Below are 19,161 nucleotides of genomic sequence, written 5' to 3'. Positions count from 1 at the left end.
GCGGATGACGAAATAGGAGGTCCGAGACATTGCCAGTTCACGCTGCGGCGCATAGCTACGTCGCATGAGCTTGCTCCTTGCCCTCGTCGCCGTCGCTGCCGACCCCGCGCCGGTAGAGCGCTGCGGATACCGCGTCGTTCAAAGCTATCCGCATGATACGACCAGCTTTACCCAAGGGCTTTTCTGGGACGACGGGCATCTTTACGAGGGGACCGGGCAATATGGCCGTTCGCGTGTTGCGCGTCTGGATCTCAAGACCGGCGGGGCGCTGGCGCAGACGAAGCTGCCGTCCGACCAGTTCGGCGAAGGCATTACGCGCTGGGGCGACCAGATCATCGGCGTCACCTGGCAGAACGGCATCGGCAACCGCTGGACGATCAAGGATCTGAAGCGCGTCGGTACATTCCGATATGAGGGCGAAGGCTGGGGGCTGACGATGGTCGGTGACAGCCTCGTTCTCAGCGACGGATCGTCGCAGCTCCGTTTCATGGACCCCGCGACGATGAAGGAACAGCGGCGCGTCACCGTCCGGTTCGGGGGGCGCCCGCTGGCGATGCTCAACGAGCTCGAAACGATCGACGGTCAGGTCTGGGCGAATATCTGGATGACCGATCTGATCGTGCGCATCGACCCCGCGAGCGGGGACATTACATCCTATGTCGATCTGACCGGCCTGAAGCAGGATGCCGGGGCGACCGGCGACGACAGCGTGCTCAACGGCATTGCCTGGGACGCAAGGAAGAAACGCCTGTTCGTTACCGGAAAATACTGGCCCAAACTCTATGAGATCGCACTCGCCGACTGCCGCTAGCTGGTGAGCGCGGCTTCCATGCGGGCGGCCGCCGCGTCATAGACACGGGCTTTCAGCCCTTCAGTGACGGCTTCGGGCGTCCGATCGGGATGGCCGCCGGCATAGGGTGGCGCGGGGTCATATTCGATCGCGAGCTGGATGGCCTGCGCCGTCGCCGGCCCGCGCAGTCGTCCGATCAGGGTCAGCGCGAAATCCAGCCCCGACGTCACGCCGCCGCTGGTGACGACGTTGCCGTCCTCTACGACGCGCGCCGCTTCATGCGTAGCGCCCACGCGCGGGAGAAGGTGCGTGTAGGCCCAGTGCGTCGTGGCTTTCCGGCCTTCCAGAAGTCCGGCCCGGCCGAGGAGGAAGGCTCCCGTGCAGACGCTCGTTATCCAGCGGGCATGGGCGGCCTGCCGGGCGATGAACGCGATCGTCTCCGCGTCGTGCAACGCGTCGGCAACGCCGTGGCCGCCGGGAACGCAAAGGATGTCGGCCGACGGAGCCGATGCGAAATCATGCGTCGGCAGAATCGAAAAGCCGCTGTCGGTTGCGATCGGGTCGAGGCTCGCTGCGGCGCCGACGAGCTGCGCGCCGGGCAGCCGGCACAGCGCCTGCGCCGGCGCGGTGAAGTCGAGCTGGGTGATGCCGGGGAACAGGACGAAGAGGATCGTTGTGGTGGGTGTATCGGTCATGCGATGGCCTTCGCGATGGTGGGATCGCCCAGGCGCGCGGCTCGAATTGGCGGTCGGCCAAACCCCGCTTCCCGATGGAGCTCCATCTTCAGCGCCAGTCGCAGGGTCCCGCTCCTCTACTGCCAGCGATGCCTGGAGGAAAGTCTATTTGGCGGCTCCGTCCGCCGCCGGCTGGTCGGTCGTTGCCGCAATGCTGTCGCGGCTTTCGAGCATTTCGGCCGCGTCGTCGAGCGCCTTGGCTTCGCTGACCGTGACCCCGCCGGGACCGGGCTCGTTTTCCGTGCGGCTGCATCCCGCCGCAAGCAGGGCAAGGGCGAGAGCTGCCGGCCAAAGGTGTCGCATCATTCGCTTCCCGAAAAAAAAGGGGCCCCATCTACATCGGATGGAGCCCCCTCGATATCAGCCCGAAGGCGTGCCGACGACTTACTTCTTGTCGTTGGCTTCGGCTTTCTTGGTTTCGGCTGCAATCTTGTCGCCAGCCTTGGCGGCGGCGTCGCCGGCGGCATTCACCGTGCCTTCGACGGCATTGCCTGCATCCTTTGCGGCGCCTTCGACAGCGGCTCCGGCATCTTTCGCGGCATCGGCGGTCGCGTCGGCCGCGTCAGTGGCCGCATCGGCAGCCGCGTCGCCAGCGGCAGCCGCGTCGTCGGCGACGGCGCCCGCCGCTTCCGACGTTTCCTGCTGCGCCTTGTCCGAACAGGCGGCGAGGCTGAAGGCCGCGGCGGCCATCGAAGCGATAATGATCTTGCGCATGCTATATCCTTTCGAACTCCAATGGCCGGTCGCCAGCCATCGATGCAGAGAAGTAACCGTCGATCAGAGGCTTGGCAACATAGCAGCGTCGAAGCCCGTCCAAAGGCGACGAGCCTCGCCCAAAAGAAAAGGGTCGCCGGCGTGAACCGACGACCCTCGATCGTTTCAGCCGGATGGCTGGAAAGATGCTTACTTCTTGGCAGCGTCGACAGCAGCCTTGGCAGCGTCGGTGGCTTCCTTGGCAGCGCCAGCCGCTTCGGCAGCCTTGTCGCCAGCCTTGGCAGCGTCGCCAGCAGCAGCAGCGTCGCCAGCTTCGGTCGCGGCGTCCTTCGCGGTGGCGGCGGCGTCGGCAGCGCCTTCGGCAGCCTGCATCGCGCCATCGGCGGCACCTTCGACGGTTTCGGTCGCCGGGGTTTCGGTGGTGGCGGTGTCAGCAGCCTTTTCGCCGCAAGCAGCGAGGCCCATCGTGGCGGCCAGGACGAGCGACAGAGTGATCGACTTCTTCATTTGGGAATACCCCTCTCGGTTTGGAACTGATCGACCGGCATGGGACCAATTCGCTCCCGGAAACTGCCAATCGCGCGCAGAACTACCGCCTCGGTAGAATCGGTGCAATGTCCTTTTTCGAGCTGATCCCGTGTTTCGTCGCAATTTCGGGGTCGCGAGGCGGGAGCCGCCGGAATCTGCGCCCCACCGTCTGTTGACCGGATATAAAGAATCCTTTATATCTCTGTCCGTGACCGAGTTGATTGATATTTTTCGGGCGCTTGCCGACCCGACACGACTGCGAGTCGTCGCGCTTCTGCGTGAAATGGAGCTTGCGATCGGCGAACTCGCCGCCGTGTTGGGGCAGAGCCAGCCGCGCGTGTCGCGCCACGTGCGCATTCTGGTTGAGGCGGGGATTGTCGATCGGCGGCGCGAGGGCAGCTGGGTATTCCTGCGGATCGCTGCGAACGGCGCGGTCGGTGAGATCATCGGGCAAGCGGAGAAATGGCCCTTTTCTGCCCGCGAGGCGTTGGTGATCGCGCACGACGCGCGGCGACTGGCCGCGGTTCGTGAGGAACGCGCGGCAGCGGCCGCCCGCTATTTTGCCGATCATGCCGCCGAATGGGACGCGATCCGATCGCGCCACATCGCCGAGAGCGAGGTGGAGGCCGCGATGCTGGCGATGATGCACAACCGCCGGCTTGGCCATTTACTGGACATCGGCACGGGGACGGGCCGGATGGCCGAGATTTTCGCGCCGACCGCCCGTCGTATCACCGCACTCGATCGCAGTCCCGAAATGCTACGCATCGCGCGGGCGAAGCTGGCCGGGCAACCGGTTCCGATCGACCTGCTTCAGGGCGACTTCCTGAACTTGCCGCTGGCTGACGCGAGCACCGATAGCATCGTCATCCATCAGGCGCTCCACTTCGCGCACGAACCCGACCGGGTGATCGCGGAGGCGGGCAGGGTGTTGCGCGGCGGCGGGCATCTGCTGATCGTCGATTTCGCCCCGCACGAGGACGAGGACCTTCGCACGCTTGCCGCGCATGCGCGTCTCGGCTTTTCGGATGCGCAGATCCGCGGTTGGTTCGCTTCGGCTGGGCTGCTGCTCGAAACGACGCAGACGCTGGGAGGCGGCGATCTTGCGGTGAAGCTGTGGCTCGGCCGGCGGCGGAGCGACGAGGATCAAAACCCCGCTACCGAAAGCGGACCAAGCAAAAGGCTGGCGGCATGACGTCGAATCTGAACTCGCTGGCGGAAGCGCGCCGCGCCGCCGCCTCGCCGCTCTTCGCCGATCTTGCGGGCGATATCGGCGTCAGCTTCGAATTCTTTCCGCCAAAGACCGAGAAGATGGAAGCGCAATTGTGGGATAGTTTCCGCACGCTCGAACCGCTCGCCCCCAGCTTCGTGTCGGTCACTTACGGAGCAGGCGGATCGACGCGCGAACGCACCCACGCGACGGTCGCGCGGATTGCCGCGGAAAGCGCCGTGCCGCCCGCCGCGCACCTGACCTGTGTCGAGGCATCGCGCGCTGAGATCGACGAGGTCGCGCAAGCCTATTGGGACGCGGGCGTGCGACATATCGTCGCGTTGCGGGGCGATGTGCCGGGCGGGGCGCCCTATCGCGCGCATCCCGATGGTTATGCCAATGCGATCGAACTGGTCGCCGGGCTGAAGGCCGTCGCGCCGTTCGACATTTCGGTTGCCGCCTATCCCGAAGTGCATCCCGACGCCGATTGCGCCCAGTCGGACCTCGACAATCTGAAACGCAAGCTTGATGCCGGCGCGACGCGCGCGATCACGCAGTTCTTTTTCTCGCCCGACAGCTTCCTGCGCTTTCGCGATGCGGCCGCCGCGGCGGGGATCGACGCGCCGATCATCCCGGGCATCCTGCCGGTGTCGAACGTGTCGCAGACGCGGCGGATGGCCGACATGTGCGGCACCGCGATCCCGGCGTGGATGGTCTCGCTGTTCGACGGGCTCGACGACCATCCGGCGGCGCGACAGCTCGTGTCGGCGACGATCGCCGCCGAAATGTGCCGCCGCCTTTATGCGGGCGGCGTGCGCGATTTCCATTTCTACACGCTCAACCGGGCGGAACTCAGCTACGCGATCTGTCATCTGCTGGGGTTGCGGCCGGTTGCGACGGCAAAGGACCAGGCGGCATGACTTCCGGAGCAAAGACCGATGCGCGCGGCGCGCTTCAGGCGGCCGCGAAGGAGCGTATTCTGCTGACCGACGGCGGCTGGGGCACGCAGATCCAGCTCCGCAAGCTGACCGAGGCCTGTTATGCCGGCAATCTGGGGCTGTCACATGACCAAAAGGGCAATAACGATATTCTTGCCCTGACGCGGCCCGACATCGTCGCGGCGATCGGCGAGGCCTATCTGGCGGCCGGGTCGGACATCGTATCGACCAATACGTTCAGCGCAAACCGGATCAGCCAGGCCGACTATGGCGCTGAGCATCTGGTCGCCGACATCAACCACGAAAGCGCCCGGCTGGGCCGCGAAGCCGCGGACAAATTCGCAGATCGGGATGGACGCCGCCGGTTCGTGGCTGGAGCGGTGGGGCCGACGAACAAGACGTTGTCGCTGTCGCCCGACGTCAACAATCCGGGCTTTCGCGAAATCGACTTCGATGAGCTGAAGGCCGTCTATCTCGACCAGGTGGTCGCGCTGGCCGAAGGCGGCGCGGACTTCATCCTGATCGAAACGATCTTCGACACGCTGAACGCCAAGGCGGGCATCGCCGCGACGATCGAGGCCGAGGCGAAGGTGGGACGTGACCTGCCGCTTATGATATCGATGACGCTCACCGACCTGTCGGGTCGCAATCTGTCGGGGCATACCGTCGAGGCCTTCTGGTATGCGGTGCGCCATGCGCGCCCGCTGACGATCGGGCTCAATTGCTCATTCGGTGCGGCGCAGCTTCGCCCCCATGTTCGCGTGTTGTCGGACATCGCCGATGCGCTGGTGATGGTTTATCCGAACGCGGGCCTTCCCAACGAACTCGGCGAATACGACGAGCTGCCCGACACCACCGCGGGCCTCGTGCGCGAATGGGCCGAGCATGGACAGGTCAACATCCTCGGTGGATGCTGCGGATCGACGCCTCAGCATATCGCGGCGATGGCGAAGGCGGTTGCGGGTCTCGCCCCGCGCTCTGTTCCCCAGGTACCGGTGCGCACGCGCCTCGCCGGGCTGGAGCCGTTTACGATGGCGGCATAACGACCCTCCCCGTTCGCGGGGAGGTGGCAGCAGCAGGCAGCGCTGACAGAGGGGGCTCTCGGTCAGCAGCCATGGTTCTTGCGGAGAGCCCCCTCCACCACCGCCTTGCGGCGGTTTCCGTCCCCACGAGCGGGGAGGGCCAGGAAGACACATGACCGAGAATGCATCCGCCTCCTCCACCTTCGTCAATATCGGCGAACGCACCAACGTTACGGGTTCGGCGGCGTTCAAGAAGCTGATTCTCGCGGACGATTATGCCGCCGCGGTCGAGGTCGCACGCCAGCAGGTCGAAAATGGCGCGCAGATCATCGACGTCAACATGGACGAGGGCCTGCTCGACGCTGAATATGCGATGACGACCTTTCTCAAGCTGATCGCCGCAGAGCCCGATATCGCGCGGGTTCCGGTGATGATCGACAGCTCGAAATGGACCGTGATCGAAGCGGGACTGAAATGCGTTCCCGGCAAGCCGATCGTCAACTCGATCAGCATGAAGGAGGGGGAAGAGCCGTTCCTCGCGCAGGCGCGCAAATGCATGGCCTATGGCGCGGCTGTCGTCGTGATGGCGTTCGACGAGGTCGGGCAGGCCGACACGAAAGACCGCAAGATAGAGATTTGCGCCCGCGCATATGATCTGCTCATGGGCATCGGATTTCCGCCCGAGGACATCATCTTTGACCCCAATATTTTTGCCATCGCGACGGGGTTGGAAGAGCATGACAATTATGCGGTCGATTTCATCGAGGCGGTGAAGGAAATCCGCGTCCGCTGTCCGCATGCGCATTTTTCAGGTGGGCTGTCGAACCTGTCGTTCGGCTTTCGCGGCAATGAAACGGTCCGCCGCGCGATGCACAGCGTCTTTCTTTTCTATGCGATCCCGGCAGGGCTCGACATGGCGATCGTCAACGCGGGCCAGCTCGACGTTTACGACACGATCGACCCCGAACTGCGCCATGCGTGCGAGGACGTCATTCTCAACCGCAAGGTCGAAGGGGAATCGGAGTCGCCGACCGAACGCCTGATCGCGCTCGCCGAGCGCTACAAGGGCACCAGCGCGGCGCAGGAAAAGGCGGCCGAGGAATGGCGCGGCTGGCCGGTCGAAAAGCGGCTCGAACATGCGCTGGTGAAGGGTATCGACGCCTATGTCGTCGATGACACCGAAGAGATGCGTCTGGCAATGCCGCGGCCGATCGAGGTGATCGAGGGGCCGTTGATGGACGGGATGAACGTCGTCGGCGACCTGTTTGGGTCGGGCAAGATGTTCCTGCCGCAGGTCGTCAAGTCGGCGCGCGTGATGAAAAAGGCGGTCGCGCACCTGCTGCCCTTTATCGAGGCTCAGAAGGAGCCCGGCGCAAAGGGCAAGGGCAAGGTCGTGATGGCGACCGTGAAGGGCGACGTCCACGATATCGGCAAGAACATCGTCGGCGTCGTGCTCCAGTGCAACGGCTTCGAAATCGTCGATCTGGGCGTCATGGTGCCCTGGTCGAAGATCCTCGAGGCCGCGAACGAGAATGACGCCGACATGATCGGGCTGTCGGGTCTGATCACGCCATCGCTGGACGAGATGGTAACCGTCGCCGAGGAAATGCAGCGCGCGGGCATGACAATGCCGCTTCTGATCGGCGGCGCGACGACCTCGCGCGTTCATACCGCTCTCCGGATCGATCCTGCCTATCAGGGTCCCGTGCTGCATGTGCTGGATGCCAGCCGGGCCGTCGGCGTCGCCACGTCGCTGGTCAGCGACACCGGTCGCGACGCTTTTGTCCAGGGATATAAGGCCGACTATGAGCATGTCCGCGAAGTGCGCGCGAACAAGGGGCAGAGCGCACTGATCCCGATCGAGGACGCGCGCGCCAACGGTTTTGCGATCGACGAGCATATCCGGCCTTTTCCGCCCGAAAAGCCGGGCATCCATGCTTTCGACAATTGGGACCTGGCCGAACTTGTCGAATGGTTCGACTGGACGCCCTTCTTTCGCGCGTGGGAGCTTGCGGGTGTCTATCCCGCGATCCTCGACGACGAGATCGTAGGGGAAAGCGCACGCGGCCTGTTCGCCGATGCGAAGGCGATGCTGGCGAATATCGTCAGCGAAGGCTGGCTCCACGCGCAGGGGGTTGCGGCTCTCTGGCCGTGCCGCCGCGACGGGGACGATGTCGTCATCCACCTGGAGGAAGAGGAACGCCACGTCCGGGTCCCGTTCCTTCGCCAGCAGATCGCGAAGCGCGAGGGGCGCCCCAACATGTGCCTCGCCGATTTCGTGAGCGCCGACGGCGACTGGATCGGGGGCTTTTCGGTTGCGATCCACGGTATCGAGCCGCATCTCGCGCGCTTCAAGGCGGCGCATGACGATTATAGCGACATCCTGCTGAAGGCGCTCGCGGACCGGTTTGCCGAGGCTTTTGCCGAGCGGCTTCATGCGCATGTCCGCACGGACCTGTGGGGCTATGCCCCCGGCGAGCAACTGACGCCGGAGGCGATCATCAAGGAAGAATATCGGGGCATTCGTCCGGCGCCGGGCTATCCGGCGTGTCCCGAACACAGCCTGAAACGCATCCTTTTCGAATTGCTCGACGCTGGAAACACGTCGGGCGCGACGCTCACCGATCATTTCGCGATGCTGCCGACCGCTGCCGTCTCGGGCTTTTACTTCGGCCATCCCGACGCGAGTTATTTCGGCGTCGCGCGGGTGGGTGAAGACCAGTTGGCCGATTATGCCTTGCGGCGCGGGGTCGATATTCAGACCGCGACGCGCTGGTTGCGTCCGAACCTCGATTAACCGGGTAATCCGCGCCTGTCCGAATAGGGGACAGGCGCGGGATTAACCAGCTTCGCGAACGACTGGCGGGTCGGAAGCCGCTATAAAGCGGGCATGTTCCAGATGTTCTTTCGCCGGCCATTACTGCCGCTGCTCGCCCTTCCACTGCTCCTGGCGCCCGTGCCGTTGCCCGCCCAGTCCGGTCCCGGCGCCTATGTCGTTGCGGAAACCGGCCGTGCTTTCGGCCGGTTGCAGGATGCCGTCGATGCGATTGGCGACGGTGAAGGAACGATCCGCATCGCACCCGGCTATCATGGCGAGTGCGCCGTCCAGACCGCGGGGCGGATCGCCTTTGTCGCGGCCGAGCCTGGCCGCGTGATCTTTGACGGCGTGACGTGCGAAGGCAAGGCGGCGCTGGTGCTGCGCGGCGCGGGTGCGCGCGTCGATGGCATCGTGTTTCAGAACATGCGCGTGCCCGATGGCAATGGCGCGGGCATCCGCCTCGAAAAGAGCGACCTCGACGTCGTCAACAGCATGTTTCGGTCGAGCGAAGAGGGCATCCTGACGGCGGACGACCCCGAAGCGACGCTGACGATCGATCGATCGACCTTTTCGCGGCTCGGCCGCTGCGACCGCGGGCTGAGCTGTGCGCACAGCGTCTATACCGGTGTTTATGGCCGCGTCGTCGTCACCCACACCCGTTTCGACAAGGGCACCGGCGGCCATTACCTCAAGACGCGCGCGAAGCAGGTCGAGATTCGCGATAACAGCTTCGACGACACACAGGGCACCGCGACAAATTATATGATCGACCTGCCGTCGGGCTCGGTGGGGAGCATCACGGACAATCTGTTCGTACAAGGTCGGAACAAGGAAAACTACTCGGCCTTCATCGCCGTAGCCGCCGAGGATCGCGGCAATCCGTCGCGCGGGCTTTCGATCAGCGGCAATCGCGCGAGCCTGCCGGCCGACATGGGCCGCAAATCCTTCTTCGTCGCCGACTGGAGCGGCGAAGCCTTGGCGATCGGACCGAACGAGCTGGGACCGGGGTTGCAGCGCTTCGAGAAGCGGTAACGATCAGGCTTCGCCGCGCGTCTCGATGAGCGAGGCGGCGAGTGCCTCGGCCGGAGTCTTGCCGCCCCACAACACGAACTGGAACACCGGGTAGAAGCGCTCGCATTCGTCGATAGCGCTTTCGATCAGCGTTTCGGTCAGATCGAGCGGCAGTTGCGCATCGCTGCCGAGCAGCATGCCGTGGCGGAACAGGATCGTGCCGCTGTTCGACCAGAGTTCGAAATGGCCGAGCCATAATTGCTCGTTGATCATCGCGAGCGCTTCGTGTGCGACCGCGCGCTTGTCTTCGACGACGCGGATGTCGGGGAAGGCGAGAAGCTGGATTACCCCGTCGTCGGGGCGCCATACCGCGCGCATTTCGTAACTCGTCCAGCTGCCCTGCGCGGTCGCGACGATCTCGTCCTCGCCGACCATCTCGTGCGGCCAGTCGTGCGCGGCGAAATAGGAAGCGATCATGTCGATCGGCGCGGCTTCCTGCCCGTCATCGTCGTCGTAGATATCGTCGGTCATGCGCGGCCCTTAGACCGAAAGCGGCGAAGACGCGAGTCCGCGTCCCGCCGCCTTCGGGGACTTTCCTGTGCATAAATGGGCTGGTGTCAGCCTTTGGGCTTGCGCGTGGCCGGCTTGGCGGCGGGCTTTGGCGCCGCCGCTTTCGCCGCAGCCGCCTTTGCCGGAGCCACGGGCTTTGCCGGAGCTGCGGGCTTTGCCGCTCCCTCCAGCTTGTCGAGCCGGGCTTTCAGCGTTTCGGCCTCGGCGCGCGCCCTGGCGGCCATTTCCTTCACCGCCTCGAACTCTTCGCGGCTCACGAAATCCATACGGCCGACAAATTCCTTCGCGCGTTCGCGCATCGCGGCTTCAGCCTCGCGGCCGGCGCCGGCGACGGTTCCGGCGACGCCATTGATCATCTTGGCCAGATCGTCGAAAAATCGGTTTTCGCTCTGCATCCTGAACTTCCTTCGTCGGGGAGAAACCCTTGCGCCTTCACCCTATCTGGGTAGTCGCGGCGGGGACGACAACCCCCTTGCTTTCGGCGTCGGGGTTGCGCTGGTCGATCTGGAAATTGAGGATCGCAGCGAAGCAGAGCCATGCGATGTACGGGACGAGCAGCCACGCGGCGGCTTTGCGGATCGGTGCGAAGGCAAAGACAGTGGCGACCGCCGCCATCAGGATGAAAATGATCAGGTACAGCGCGTTCGTCACCTGATGCATGCCGAAAAAGAGCGGCGACCAGGCGAAGTTCGCGATGAGCTGGACAAAGAAGAGAAGCAGCGCGAACCCACGTCCCTTTGCCCCGCGCGCATGCAGGACCATCGCAAGCGAGAGGCCCATGCAGATGTAGAGGATCGTCCAGGCGACCCCGAACACCCATCCCGGCGGCACGATGGCCGGCAGATCGAGCGCGGCGAACCATCGATTGCCGTAGCCGCTGTTCGACAACAGTCCCATCGCGGTGCCGACCAGCACGATCGAGGGCACGGTAACCATCGCCCAGCGCCAATAGGACATGCGTAACTGGCCCGGAGTAGCAATCTCGGTCATGCGGGGTCGGTCCCTGACTTTGGCGATTCTGCCTTTGCGATTCTGCAGGTTACAGGTGTTGCGGGCGGAATTGCCGCCGTCAAGCGCTTCGCCGCGTCGCAGCAATCAGGAATTCGACATTCCCCTCGGGGCCCGTGATCGGACTTTCGACGAGATCGAGGACGCTCCAGCCTTCGCTCTCCAGCCAAAGGCGCACTTCTTCGCACACACGGGCGTGGACCGCCGCGTCGCGAACGACGCCCTTCTTGCCGACTTCGTGTCGCGCAGCTTCGAACTGCGGCTTGATCAGGGCGACCATGCGGGCACCCGCCCTTGCAAAGCGCATCGGCACCGGCAGAACCTTTGACAGCGCGATGAAGCTCGCGTCGCAGACGATCAGGTCGATGGGTTCGGGGATATGATCGGCGGTCAGGATCCGCGCGCTCGTTTGTTCGTGGACGACGACCCGGTCGTCCTGTCGCAGCTTCCAAGCGAGCTGATTGGTGCCCGAATCCACGGCATAGATGCGCACCGCACCGCGGCTGAGCAACACGTCGGTGAAGCCGCCGGTAGACGATCCGACATCGATCGCGACGGCGCCGGAAACATCCCAGCCCAGATGTGTCAGCGCGTGGTCGAGCTTGACCCCGCCGCGCGACACCCACGGATGGTCCCGGCCCTTGACGACGATGTCCGCATCGTCGGCGAGTTGCTGACCCGCCTTATCGATCTTGCGGTCGCCGACGAAGGCAAGGCCGGCAAGGATCAGCGCCTGCGCGCGGGTCCGGCTTTCGGCAAGGCCGCGGTCGACGATTAGCTGGTCGGCGCGTTGCTTCGCCATCAGCCGCCCGCCTTGCCGACGAGCAGTCCGGGAGTCAGGATCTGCGGCAGGATTTCGGGCTCCGGTTTGCCCGGTGCATACCAGAGATAGAGCGGGACGCTGTTGCGACCATGCTCGGCCAGGGTGCGGGTGATCGCTGGGTCGCCATTGGTCCAGTCGCCGACCAGAGTCACGACGCCTTTCTTCGCAAATGCGCTTTGCACGGCTTCGCGGTCGATCGCTCCGGCTTCGTTCGCCTTGCACGACAGGCACCAGTCGGCGGTGAAATAGACGAAGACGGGCTTGCCGGTGGCGCGCGCCTTGGCAAGCGTGGTGGGGGAGTAAGCGGTCCCGGCGATATCGACAGTGCGGTTGGTTCGGGCGACGTCGCCGACCGTGCCGACAAGACTGCCGACAAAGAGCAGGCCAGCCGCGACGAGCAGCCATGAACGCCGGTCGCCGCGCTGGATCGCGCCATAGTGGGCGAATAGGACGACAGCCATGCTGACCGTTACGAGCGGCCAGACGAGCTGTGCGCCGCTGCCGATCTGGCGCCAGAACAGCCAGGCCAGCGCAAGGGCCGTGAGTCCCATCGGCAGCGCCATCCATTTGCGGAATCGTCCCATCCACGGTCCCGGCTTGGGCAGGCGGCCGCGCAAGGCGGGAAGGAAGCCGATCGCGAGGAAGGGCAGGCCAAGGCCGAGGCCGAGGCCGCCGAACACCGGCAACGCCGCCCAGGCCGGCAATACCAGCGTGGCGCCGAGCGCCGCGCCGAGCAGCGGTCCGCTGCACGGAGTCGCGACGAACGCGGCAAGGGCGCCGGTCCAGAAGCCGCCTGCCGCGCCGCTCTTTTCCGCCAGAGCCTGACCCCCGCCAAATGACGGCAGCTCATAGGCACCGAGCAGGTTCATCGTGATCGCGATGGCCAGCACGAGCAGCGCCAGCACGCTGACCGGATGTTGCAACTGAAAGGCCCATCCGACCTGCTCGCCCGCCGCCCGAAGCGCGAGCAGCGCACCGCCGAGGATCAGCGCGGTTACGATCGCGCCCGCCGTATAGGCGAGTGCTTCGATCTTTGCGGTGCGGGCGTCGCCGCCCGATCGCGCGAGGCTGAGCGCCTTGAGGCTGAGAATCGGGAAGACGCAGGGCATCAGGTTGAGGATAAGCCCGCCCAATATTGCGCCGCCGAGGGCGCTCCAAAAGAGCGTCAGGTCGATACCGCCGCCGCGCGTTGCTATCGCCTGTCCGGCGGTGGGTACCGGCCCCGGCGCGAACCGGACCGCGAGTCCGCGCCCGTCGCCGAGTTTGAGCAGGCCTTGCACGACGTCCGCCGCATCGCCTTTCGCCTTCGCCTCGACGACGATCCAGTTGCCGTTGCGGCTGAACTCCTGCGGCGCCGGATAATCGACGACGTTCTGGGTTTCGAGAAACAGGTGCGGTGCGTCGATGGCTGCACCTTCGGGCAGGGGAATGCCAAAGCGGACCATCTTGCCCTTGCGTTCCCACGCCCCGGCGCGATCAAGCGGCTGCGGCAGTTTCGCACGCCAGGCGTCGAACCGCTCGCGCGTCGTGGGCGCGATCGTACCGTCCCCCGCCTTCAGCGCGACCGCGATCACCGACTTTTCGGGAACGCACACCTTGTCGGTGCAGGCGAGCCAGTGGGCGATGCCGGTCAGCGTCAGATCGGTTCCGGGCATGACCTTGCTGTCGACGCGGACATCGGCGAGCAGGGCATAGGGGTGTTCATAGACATGATTCATCATGCCGAAGAGAATCAGCGCCTCCGGCACCGGATAGCGAAAGGGTGTGACCGATACGCCTTCGGGCAGGTTCCAGTCGACCGCCAGGCCGAAGCCTGCATCGCCGCCATTCATCCAATAGCCGTGCCAGCCTTTTTCGGGCGCCATCGTGAGGGCGATTGCGGTGGCGCCGCCCGGCGCGGGAACCGGTGTTTCGGCAACGAGCCTTGCTGCGATATGCGGGTTTTGCGCGCGGGCGGGCTGAAGCGCCAGCACGGCGAGCATCAGAATCGCCAGCGCAGTCCGCCAGCAAATTGTCACAAAAACATGCCTACGCAATTCCACTGTCCGCCCGCGCCGTTCGTCTCTCGATACTTGCCATATAGGCAGCTTTCGTCGAGAGGACAGCCCGCGCCGACGCCCCGCACGGAGAAGCTGATCGTGAAATTGAAAAATCTGACCACAGTTCTTGCCGGCGCGCTGTCCCTGACGACGATCGGGACAGGCTTTGCGCAGGATTCCGCGCCCGCTCCTGCGGCAAAGGTCACGGCGGCGACGCCCGCGCCAAAGCTGGTTGTCGTCATCGCGGTCGACCAGTTTTCGGCCGACCTTTTCGCCGAATATCGCAGCCATTTCACCGGCGGCCTCGCGCGACTCGCGCAGGGCGTCGTCTTTCCGTCGGGCTATCAGGCGCACGGCGCGACCGAGACCTGCCCGGGTCATTCGACGATCCTGACAGGCAATCATCCCGCGCACACGGGCATCATCGCCAATAATTTCTTCGACCTGTCGATCGCGCGAGAGGACAAGCGGCTCTATTGCGCCGAAGATGAAACTCTCCCCGACACCAGCTCGAAGAGCGGGAAATATGTGGCGTCGGTGAACCATCTGATGGTCGCGACGCTTGGCGACTGGATGAAAGCCGCCAGTCCCAAAGCGCAGGTCGTTTCGGTCGCGGGCAAGGACCGGGCCGCGATCATGATGGGCGGGCGCAAGGCCGACGAGCTGATGTGGCTCTTTCCCGGCGGGCTGACGAGTTATCGCGGAACGACCCTGTCCCCGACCGCGCAGCAGGCGAGCACCGCGATCGCGGCGGCGATCGCCGCGCCGCGTCCGGCGCTGGCGCTTCCCGCCGATTGTGCATCGCACGACATCGCGATCCCTGTTGGCGATAAGGGTGCCACGGTGGGAACCTGGAGATTTCAGCGTGATGGCGGCGATTTCCGCCGCTTCATGGCATCGCCCGAAGCCGACGGTGCGGTTCTGGCGACGGGTGCTGCGCTGCGCGCCGCGCGCAAGATGGGTGAGGGCGACGCAACCGACCTGCTGATCCTCGGCCTGTCGGCGACCGACTATATCGGGCACGGCACCGGCACCGCGGGCAGCGAAATGTGCACCCAGATGCTCGCGCTCGACCGCGAGCTCGGCGACTTTTTTGCTCGGCTCGACGCCACGGGGATCGACTATATGGTAGCGCTGACCGCCGATCACGGCGGGCACGACATCCCCGAACGCAACCGTCAGAACGCATTGCCGATGGCCGAGCGTGTCGACAAGGCGCTCGATCCTGACGCGATCGGAAAGGCCGTTGCCGAAAAGCTGGGGTTGCCGCAGCCGCTCCTCTACAGCGACGGCCCGTTCGGCGACATGTATCTGTCGAAGACCCTGACTGCCGCGCAGCGAAAGGCGGCGATGGCCGAACTGACTGCGCGTTTCAGGGCGCAGCGGCAGGTCGAGGCGGTGGTGACTGGCGAGGAACTCGCCGCCTATCCGATCTCGAGGCGTTCCCCCGACACCTGGACGCTGATGGACAAGCTTCGCGCGTCGTATAATGCGCAGCGGTCGGGCGATTTCATCGTCGTGTTGAAGCCGCGCGTGACGCCGATCCCCGAATCGGGCATGGGCTATGTCGCGACGCACGGATCGGTGTGGGATTACGACCGGCGCGTGCCGATCCTCTTCTGGCGCAAGGGGCTGACCGGATTCGAGCAACCGAATGCCGTGATGACGGTGGACATTCTGCCGACGCTGGCGTCGGTCATCGGGGTGCCGGTCGACGCGGGCAAGATCGACGGCCGCTGTCTGGACCTTCTGTCGGGGCCGGAAAGCAGTTGTCGATAGATAAAGAAGAACGGGGATGATGACGAAGACTTTACGGAAATTTTCCGGCCGGCTGCTGCTCGTCGGGTGTGGCAATATGGCGGGCGCGATGCTCGATCGCTGGCTGGCTGCGGGGCTGGACCCTGCGGCGGTGGCGATCGCCGATCCCTTCGCCACGCCGCGCGAAGGCGTGCCGCACTTCGCATCGCTTGCCGCGTGGAAGGACGCCGGCGGCGCCGCCGACTGGATCATGCTCGGCATGAAGCCGCAGCAACTGGGCGAAGTCGCGGATGATCTTGCGCCCGTCCTGTCGGCCGACGTCCACCTGCTGTCGATCCTCGCCGGCGTTTCGCTCGCCGATCTCGCCCAGCGTTTTCCCGAAGCCAGAGCGCAGGTGCGCATCCTGCCGAACCTCGCGGCCCGGATCGGCGCCGGTGTTTCTGCGGTCGCCAGCCACGGCGATTCCGATGCGTCCGCGATCGATGCGCTGCTGAAGCCGCTCGGCACCGTGGTCACGCTGGCCGACGATTCGACGATGGACCTGGTCACGGCCTTTACCGGCAGCGGCCCGGCGTTCGTTTTCCGGCTGATCGAATCCTATGCGGCCGCGGGCGAGCGACTGGGCCTGTCGGCGGACGATGCGCTCAAGCTCGCGATCGCGACCTTCGGCGGCTCGACTGCGCTGCTGGCCGACAGCGCTGAAAAGCCGGGGACTCTGATCGCGCAGGTCGCGAGCAAGGGCGGGACGACGCAGGCGGGGCTCGACGTGCTCGACAGCGATGGGCAATTGGCGGCGCTGTTCACCAACGTGCTTCGCGCGGCGCGCGACCGCGGACGCGAACTCGCCGATCTGGCGCGGGGTCAGGGTTGATCGCGTCTCGGCCTTAGGATCCTCGCCCTAGCCGCCGTCGGCGCCAAGCTTTGCAACGCGCGCGCGTTCGCGCGGCGTCATCAATGCCTCGCTGACCTGCCAGAATCCGGTCACGGCCTGCTGGCCGCTGTGCGTGTAGGCGCGGCTCATCGCATCGCGAAGCTGCCCGAAGATCGCAGCCTCTACCGCGCGTCCGCCGGAGGTCAGACGAAGCTCCTTCTGCCGGCGGTCGCGATTGCCGGGGCGGGTTGTCAGGAAATCGCGCGCCTCCAGCTCCTTTACGACCCGGCCCAGCGACTGTTTGGTGATGCCAAGTAGCGCGAGCAGGTCCGAAATCGTGATCCCCGGCGCGCGCGCGATGAAGTAGAGCGCCCGGTAATGCGCACGGCCCAGCTCATTCTCGGCCAGCCGCGTGTCGATGGCACGCCAGAGGGCGCCATGGCCGAAAAACAAATATTCGATACCCCGGCGCACTTCATCCTCGCGCAAGAAAAGGGCAGAAGCGGCGGGTACTTGTGAAAGAAAATTTTCATTCGGCATAGTCACTACCGTTGCGCCGCGCGCCCTCGTTTGGCAAGAGGCGCGCAGGTTTGTCCCCGATTCATCAGGTGTATCGCAATGCTCGCTCCCGCCTTCCGACGTTTGCCTCATCCCGCTCCGACGGCGGAGGATGTCCGCGCGGCGGCGATCGCCGATCCCGCCTTCGGGCGCGTGTTCACCGATCATATGGTCTCGATCCGCTATTCGGATGCGAAGGGCTGGCACGATGCACAGGTGATGCCGCGCGGACCGCTGTTGCTCGATCCGGCGACGGCCGTGCTTCATTATGCGCAGGAAATCTTTGAAGGGCTGAAAGCCTACCGCCTCGACGACGGGTCGATGGCGCTGTTCCGTGTCGAGGCGAATGCGGCCCGCTTCAATGCAAGCGCGCGGCGTATGGCCATGGCCGAACTGCCCGAAGAGCTTTTCATCGCGGCGGTGAAGGAAGCCGTGGCGGTCGACGCCGACTGGTTCCCGCCGGTAGAGGGCGGCGCGCTCTACCTTCGGCCCTTCATGTACGCGAGCGAAGTGTTTCTGGGCGTGAAACCCGCGGCCGAATATCATTTCCTCGTCATCGTTTCACCGGTCGGCAATTATTTCAAGTCGGGTGCCCCCGCGGTGTCGTTGTGGGTGTCGGAGGATTATACCCGCGCCGCACCGGGAGGGACCGGCGCGGCCAAATGCGGCGGCAATTATGCCGCGAGCCTGATCGCGCAGAGCGAGGCGATCGCCAAGGGGCACGATCAGGTCGTTTTCCTCGACGCGGCGGAAAATCGCTGGATCGAGGAACTCGGCGGGATGAACATGTTCTTCGTGTTCGACGACGGGAGCATCGTCACTCCGCCGCTGACCGGGACGATCCTGCCCGGCATCACCCGTGATGCGATCATCACGCTGGCTCGCGACGCGGGGCTGGTCGTCCGCGAAGAGCGCTATTCGATCGATCAATGGCAGGCCGATGCGGAAAGCGGCCGCCTGACCGAAAGCTTCGCCTGCGGCACTGCGGCGGTGGTGACTCCGGTGGGCCGGGTCACGCGCGGGGAGACCAGTTTCACGATCGGTGCCGGCGGCCCCGGACAGGTGACGGGCGTGCTCAAGAACAAGCTGGTCGATATCCAGCGCGGCCGTGCCGCCGATCCGCATGGCTGGGTCACGCGGCTCTGATTTCGGCGGCATCGCGCAGGGTGCGTCGTGCGCCCGAGGCTGCCGAAGGCTGGCTTGCCAAAGGCGGCGACCCGCTATAGAGCGCGCCTCGCACCGGCCCGATGGGGCGTCGCCAAGCGGTAAGGCAGCGGCTTTTGATGCCGCCATGCGCAGGTTCGAATCCTGCCGCCCCAGCCAGCCGGTGCAGCTTTTCAACTATCTGAAAACAAGAACGAATCTCTGCGTATCAATTACGGAGGCCACACCCCGTGGCACCTAGCCGTGGCCCCTGTGAAACTACGATGAATCCACACACGGGCGATTGCAAGTTATGATTTGAGCGGGCCGCTTGGACGCGGCGATCACCGATCGGTATCTGTCGCGGCCGCGCGTTAAGTGGACCGACATCGGCTAAGGCGTCTTAGCAGTCAGGCAGAACCGTGCAGTCTCAAACGCCAAAGTGCGGATAATGTCGCGCCGACCGCGCGCTCTAGCGTGGTGATCCCTACGGGAGGGGTCGGGAGGGGTGGAAGCCCACGGTTTTCTGTCATTTTTTGCGAGGTGAAACCACGCTTGTGTACTCAGCGGGTGTACTCACGATTGTGAGCACGCTGGCGCAATAGCCGTTGGTGAGACGATCTGTA

The 19,161-nt window shown here is 64.9% G+C and carries 19 protein-coding genes, 1 tRNA gene and 1 riboswitch; of the genes, 10 read left to right on the top strand and 10 right to left on the bottom strand.

Annotated features, from left to right (window positions below):
* Window positions 1–64 precede the first annotated feature (64 nt).
* On the top strand, window positions 65–811 hold the full coding sequence (locus tag JNM03_RS04355; protein ID WP_294034709.1) for a glutaminyl-peptide cyclotransferase: 747 nt from the start codon (window positions 65–67) through the stop codon (window positions 809–811).
* On the opposite strand, the gene JNM03_RS04350 is transcribed toward JNM03_RS04355, so the two are convergent.
* The 4 genes from JNM03_RS04350 to JNM03_RS04335 form a co-directional block, all read right to left on the bottom strand.
* The gene (locus JNM03_RS04350; protein WP_294034707.1) at window positions 808–1,485 is read right to left on the bottom strand and encodes a DJ-1/PfpI family protein; all 678 of its coding nucleotides are present in this window, start codon (window positions 1,483–1,485) and stop codon (window positions 808–810) included. The genes JNM03_RS04355 and JNM03_RS04350 overlap by 4 nt on opposite strands.
* Window positions 1,486–1,504: 19 nt before the next feature.
* A riboswitch (ZMP/ZTP riboswitch) is annotated at window positions 1,505–1,597 on the bottom strand.
* 32 nt (window positions 1,598–1,629) lie between these two features.
* Window positions 1,630–1,830 (bottom strand): hypothetical protein, encoded by a 201-nt coding sequence (locus tag JNM03_RS04345; protein WP_294034705.1) that lies wholly within the window; start codon window positions 1,828–1,830, stop codon window positions 1,630–1,632.
* 78 nt (window positions 1,831–1,908) lie between these two features.
* On the bottom strand, window positions 1,909–2,238 hold the full coding sequence (locus tag JNM03_RS04340) for an entericidin EcnAB (protein WP_294034704.1): 330 nt from the start codon (window positions 2,236–2,238) through the stop codon (window positions 1,909–1,911).
* Between the two features lie 189 nt (window positions 2,239–2,427).
* A complete protein-coding gene (locus JNM03_RS04335) occupies window positions 2,428–2,745 on the bottom strand; it encodes a hypothetical protein (RefSeq protein WP_294034702.1) in 318 nt (105 codons plus the stop codon).
* Window positions 2,746–2,974: 229 nt separating this feature from the next.
* On the opposite strand from JNM03_RS04335, the gene JNM03_RS04330 reads away from it, so the two are divergent.
* From JNM03_RS04330 to JNM03_RS04310, 5 genes are all read left to right on the top strand, one after another.
* Window positions 2,975–3,961, top strand: a complete 987-nt coding sequence (locus JNM03_RS04330; protein WP_294034701.1) for a metalloregulator ArsR/SmtB family transcription factor — start codon at window positions 2,975–2,977, stop codon at window positions 3,959–3,961.
* Window positions 3,958–4,896: a methylenetetrahydrofolate reductase gene (gene metF / locus JNM03_RS04325; protein WP_294034699.1), complete on the top strand. Its 939-nt coding sequence runs from the start codon at window positions 3,958–3,960 to the stop codon at window positions 4,894–4,896. Before JNM03_RS04330 ends, metF begins: the two co-directional genes overlap by 4 nt.
* On the top strand, window positions 4,893–5,957 hold the full coding sequence (locus JNM03_RS04320; protein WP_294034697.1) for a homocysteine S-methyltransferase family protein: 1,065 nt from the start codon (window positions 4,893–4,895) through the stop codon (window positions 5,955–5,957). The genes metF and JNM03_RS04320 overlap by 4 nt, the downstream gene beginning before the upstream one ends.
* Window positions 5,958–6,108: 151 nt before the next feature.
* The gene (metH, locus tag JNM03_RS04315; protein WP_294034695.1) at window positions 6,109–8,733 is read left to right on the top strand and encodes a methionine synthase; all 2,625 of its coding nucleotides are present in this window, start codon (window positions 6,109–6,111) and stop codon (window positions 8,731–8,733) included.
* Between the two features lie 93 nt (window positions 8,734–8,826).
* The gene (locus JNM03_RS04310; protein ID WP_294034693.1) at window positions 8,827–9,786 is read left to right on the top strand and encodes a right-handed parallel beta-helix repeat-containing protein; all 960 of its coding nucleotides are present in this window, start codon (window positions 8,827–8,829) and stop codon (window positions 9,784–9,786) included.
* A 3-nt stretch (window positions 9,787–9,789) separates the two neighbouring features.
* Here JNM03_RS04310 and JNM03_RS04305 read toward each other — a convergent pair whose 3' ends face one another.
* The 5 genes from JNM03_RS04305 to JNM03_RS04285 all read right to left on the bottom strand — a co-directional run bounded on the left by JNM03_RS04305 (window position 9,790) and on the right by JNM03_RS04285 (window position 14,148).
* On the bottom strand, window positions 9,790–10,296 hold the full coding sequence (locus JNM03_RS04305; protein WP_294034691.1) for a YbjN domain-containing protein: 507 nt from the start codon (window positions 10,294–10,296) through the stop codon (window positions 9,790–9,792).
* Between the two features lie 86 nt (window positions 10,297–10,382).
* Window positions 10,383–10,730: an accessory factor UbiK family protein gene (locus JNM03_RS04300; RefSeq protein ID WP_294034689.1), complete on the bottom strand. Its 348-nt coding sequence runs from the start codon at window positions 10,728–10,730 to the stop codon at window positions 10,383–10,385.
* Between the two features lie 37 nt (window positions 10,731–10,767).
* Entirely contained in the window at window positions 10,768–11,325 is a 558-nt protein-coding gene (locus tag JNM03_RS04295) for a TspO/MBR family protein (protein ID WP_294034687.1), read from the bottom strand.
* Between the two features lie 79 nt (window positions 11,326–11,404).
* The gene (locus tag JNM03_RS04290) at window positions 11,405–12,145 is read right to left on the bottom strand and encodes a TlyA family RNA methyltransferase (RefSeq protein ID WP_294034685.1); all 741 of its coding nucleotides are present in this window, start codon (window positions 12,143–12,145) and stop codon (window positions 11,405–11,407) included.
* Window positions 12,145–14,148 carry a thioredoxin family protein gene (locus JNM03_RS04285; RefSeq protein ID WP_294034683.1) on the bottom strand — a complete coding sequence of 668 codons (2,004 nt, stop codon included), beginning with the start codon at window positions 14,146–14,148 and terminating at the stop codon, window positions 12,145–12,147. Before JNM03_RS04285 ends, JNM03_RS04290 begins: the two co-directional genes overlap by 1 nt.
* 156 nt (window positions 14,149–14,304) lie before the next feature.
* Here JNM03_RS04285 and JNM03_RS04280 point away from each other — a divergent pair, with 156 nt between their 5' ends.
* Together JNM03_RS04280 and proC are read left to right on the top strand one after the other, a co-directional pair.
* Complete coding sequence (locus tag JNM03_RS04280; protein ID WP_294034681.1) at window positions 14,305–15,984, top strand: alkaline phosphatase family protein; 1,680 nt, start codon at window positions 14,305–14,307, stop codon at window positions 15,982–15,984.
* Window positions 15,985–16,000: 16 nt separating this feature from the next.
* Complete coding sequence (proC, locus tag JNM03_RS04275) at window positions 16,001–16,834, top strand: pyrroline-5-carboxylate reductase (RefSeq protein ID WP_294034680.1); 834 nt, start codon at window positions 16,001–16,003, stop codon at window positions 16,832–16,834.
* A 27-nt stretch (window positions 16,835–16,861) separates the two neighbouring features.
* On the opposite strand, the gene JNM03_RS04270 is transcribed toward proC, so the two are convergent.
* Window positions 16,862–17,374: a MarR family transcriptional regulator gene (locus JNM03_RS04270; RefSeq protein WP_294034678.1), complete on the bottom strand. Its 513-nt coding sequence runs from the start codon at window positions 17,372–17,374 to the stop codon at window positions 16,862–16,864.
* A gap of 78 nt (window positions 17,375–17,452) precedes the next feature.
* Between JNM03_RS04270 and JNM03_RS04265 the strand changes: the two genes are divergently transcribed.
* Both JNM03_RS04265 and JNM03_RS04260 read left to right on the top strand, forming a co-directional pair.
* The gene (locus JNM03_RS04265; protein ID WP_294034676.1) at window positions 17,453–18,538 is read left to right on the top strand and encodes a branched-chain amino acid aminotransferase; all 1,086 of its coding nucleotides are present in this window, start codon (window positions 17,453–17,455) and stop codon (window positions 18,536–18,538) included.
* A gap of 102 nt (window positions 18,539–18,640) precedes the next feature.
* Window positions 18,641–18,715 (top strand) — tRNA-Gln (locus tag JNM03_RS04260).
* Window positions 18,716–19,161 lie beyond the last annotated feature (446 nt).

It is taken from the genome of Sphingopyxis sp. (genome assembly GCF_016793825.1).
Classification (GTDB): domain Bacteria; phylum Pseudomonadota; class Alphaproteobacteria; order Sphingomonadales; family Sphingomonadaceae; genus Sphingopyxis.
The sequence above is the reverse complement of the archived record's forward strand: the minus strand, read 5'-3'. Positions and strand labels throughout refer to the sequence as shown.

Coding starts and splice junctions, on each gene's coding strand:
- JNM03_RS04310 (WP_294034693.1), top strand. CDS start 8,827: ATGTTCCAGATGTTCTTTCGCCGGCCATTACTGCCGCTGCTCGCCCTT.
- JNM03_RS04335 (WP_294034702.1), bottom strand. CDS start 2,745: ATGAAGAAGTCGATCACTCTGTCGCTCGTCCTGGCCGCCACGATGGGC.
- JNM03_RS04345 (WP_294034705.1), bottom strand. CDS start 1,830: ATGATGCGACACCTTTGGCCGGCAGCTCTCGCCCTTGCCCTGCTTGCG.
- JNM03_RS04270 (WP_294034678.1), bottom strand. CDS start 17,374: ATGCCGAATGAAAATTTTCTTTCACAAGTACCCGCCGCTTCTGCCCTT.
- metH (WP_294034695.1), top strand. CDS start 6,109: ATGACCGAGAATGCATCCGCCTCCTCCACCTTCGTCAATATCGGCGAA.
- JNM03_RS04300 (WP_294034689.1), bottom strand. CDS start 10,730: ATGCAGAGCGAAAACCGATTTTTCGACGATCTGGCCAAGATGATCAAT.
- JNM03_RS04355 (WP_294034709.1), top strand. CDS start 65: ATGAGCTTGCTCCTTGCCCTCGTCGCCGTCGCTGCCGACCCCGCGCCG.
- JNM03_RS04295 (WP_294034687.1), bottom strand. CDS start 11,325: ATGACCGAGATTGCTACTCCGGGCCAGTTACGCATGTCCTATTGGCGC.
- JNM03_RS04340 (WP_294034704.1), bottom strand. CDS start 2,238: ATGCGCAAGATCATTATCGCTTCGATGGCCGCCGCGGCCTTCAGCCTC.
- JNM03_RS04320 (WP_294034697.1), top strand. CDS start 4,893: ATGACTTCCGGAGCAAAGACCGATGCGCGCGGCGCGCTTCAGGCGGCC.
- JNM03_RS04265 (WP_294034676.1), top strand. CDS start 17,453: ATGCTCGCTCCCGCCTTCCGACGTTTGCCTCATCCCGCTCCGACGGCG.
- metF (WP_294034699.1), top strand. CDS start 3,958: ATGACGTCGAATCTGAACTCGCTGGCGGAAGCGCGCCGCGCCGCCGCC.
- JNM03_RS04350 (WP_294034707.1), bottom strand. CDS start 1,485: ATGACCGATACACCCACCACAACGATCCTCTTCGTCCTGTTCCCCGGC.
- JNM03_RS04290 (WP_294034685.1), bottom strand. CDS start 12,145: ATGGCGAAGCAACGCGCCGACCAGCTAATCGTCGACCGCGGCCTTGCC.
- proC (WP_294034680.1), top strand. CDS start 16,001: ATGATGACGAAGACTTTACGGAAATTTTCCGGCCGGCTGCTGCTCGTC.
- JNM03_RS04285 (WP_294034683.1), bottom strand. CDS start 14,148: ATGCTCGCCGTGCTGGCGCTTCAGCCCGCCCGCGCGCAAAACCCGCAT.
- JNM03_RS04305 (WP_294034691.1), bottom strand. CDS start 10,296: ATGACCGACGATATCTACGACGACGATGACGGGCAGGAAGCCGCGCCG.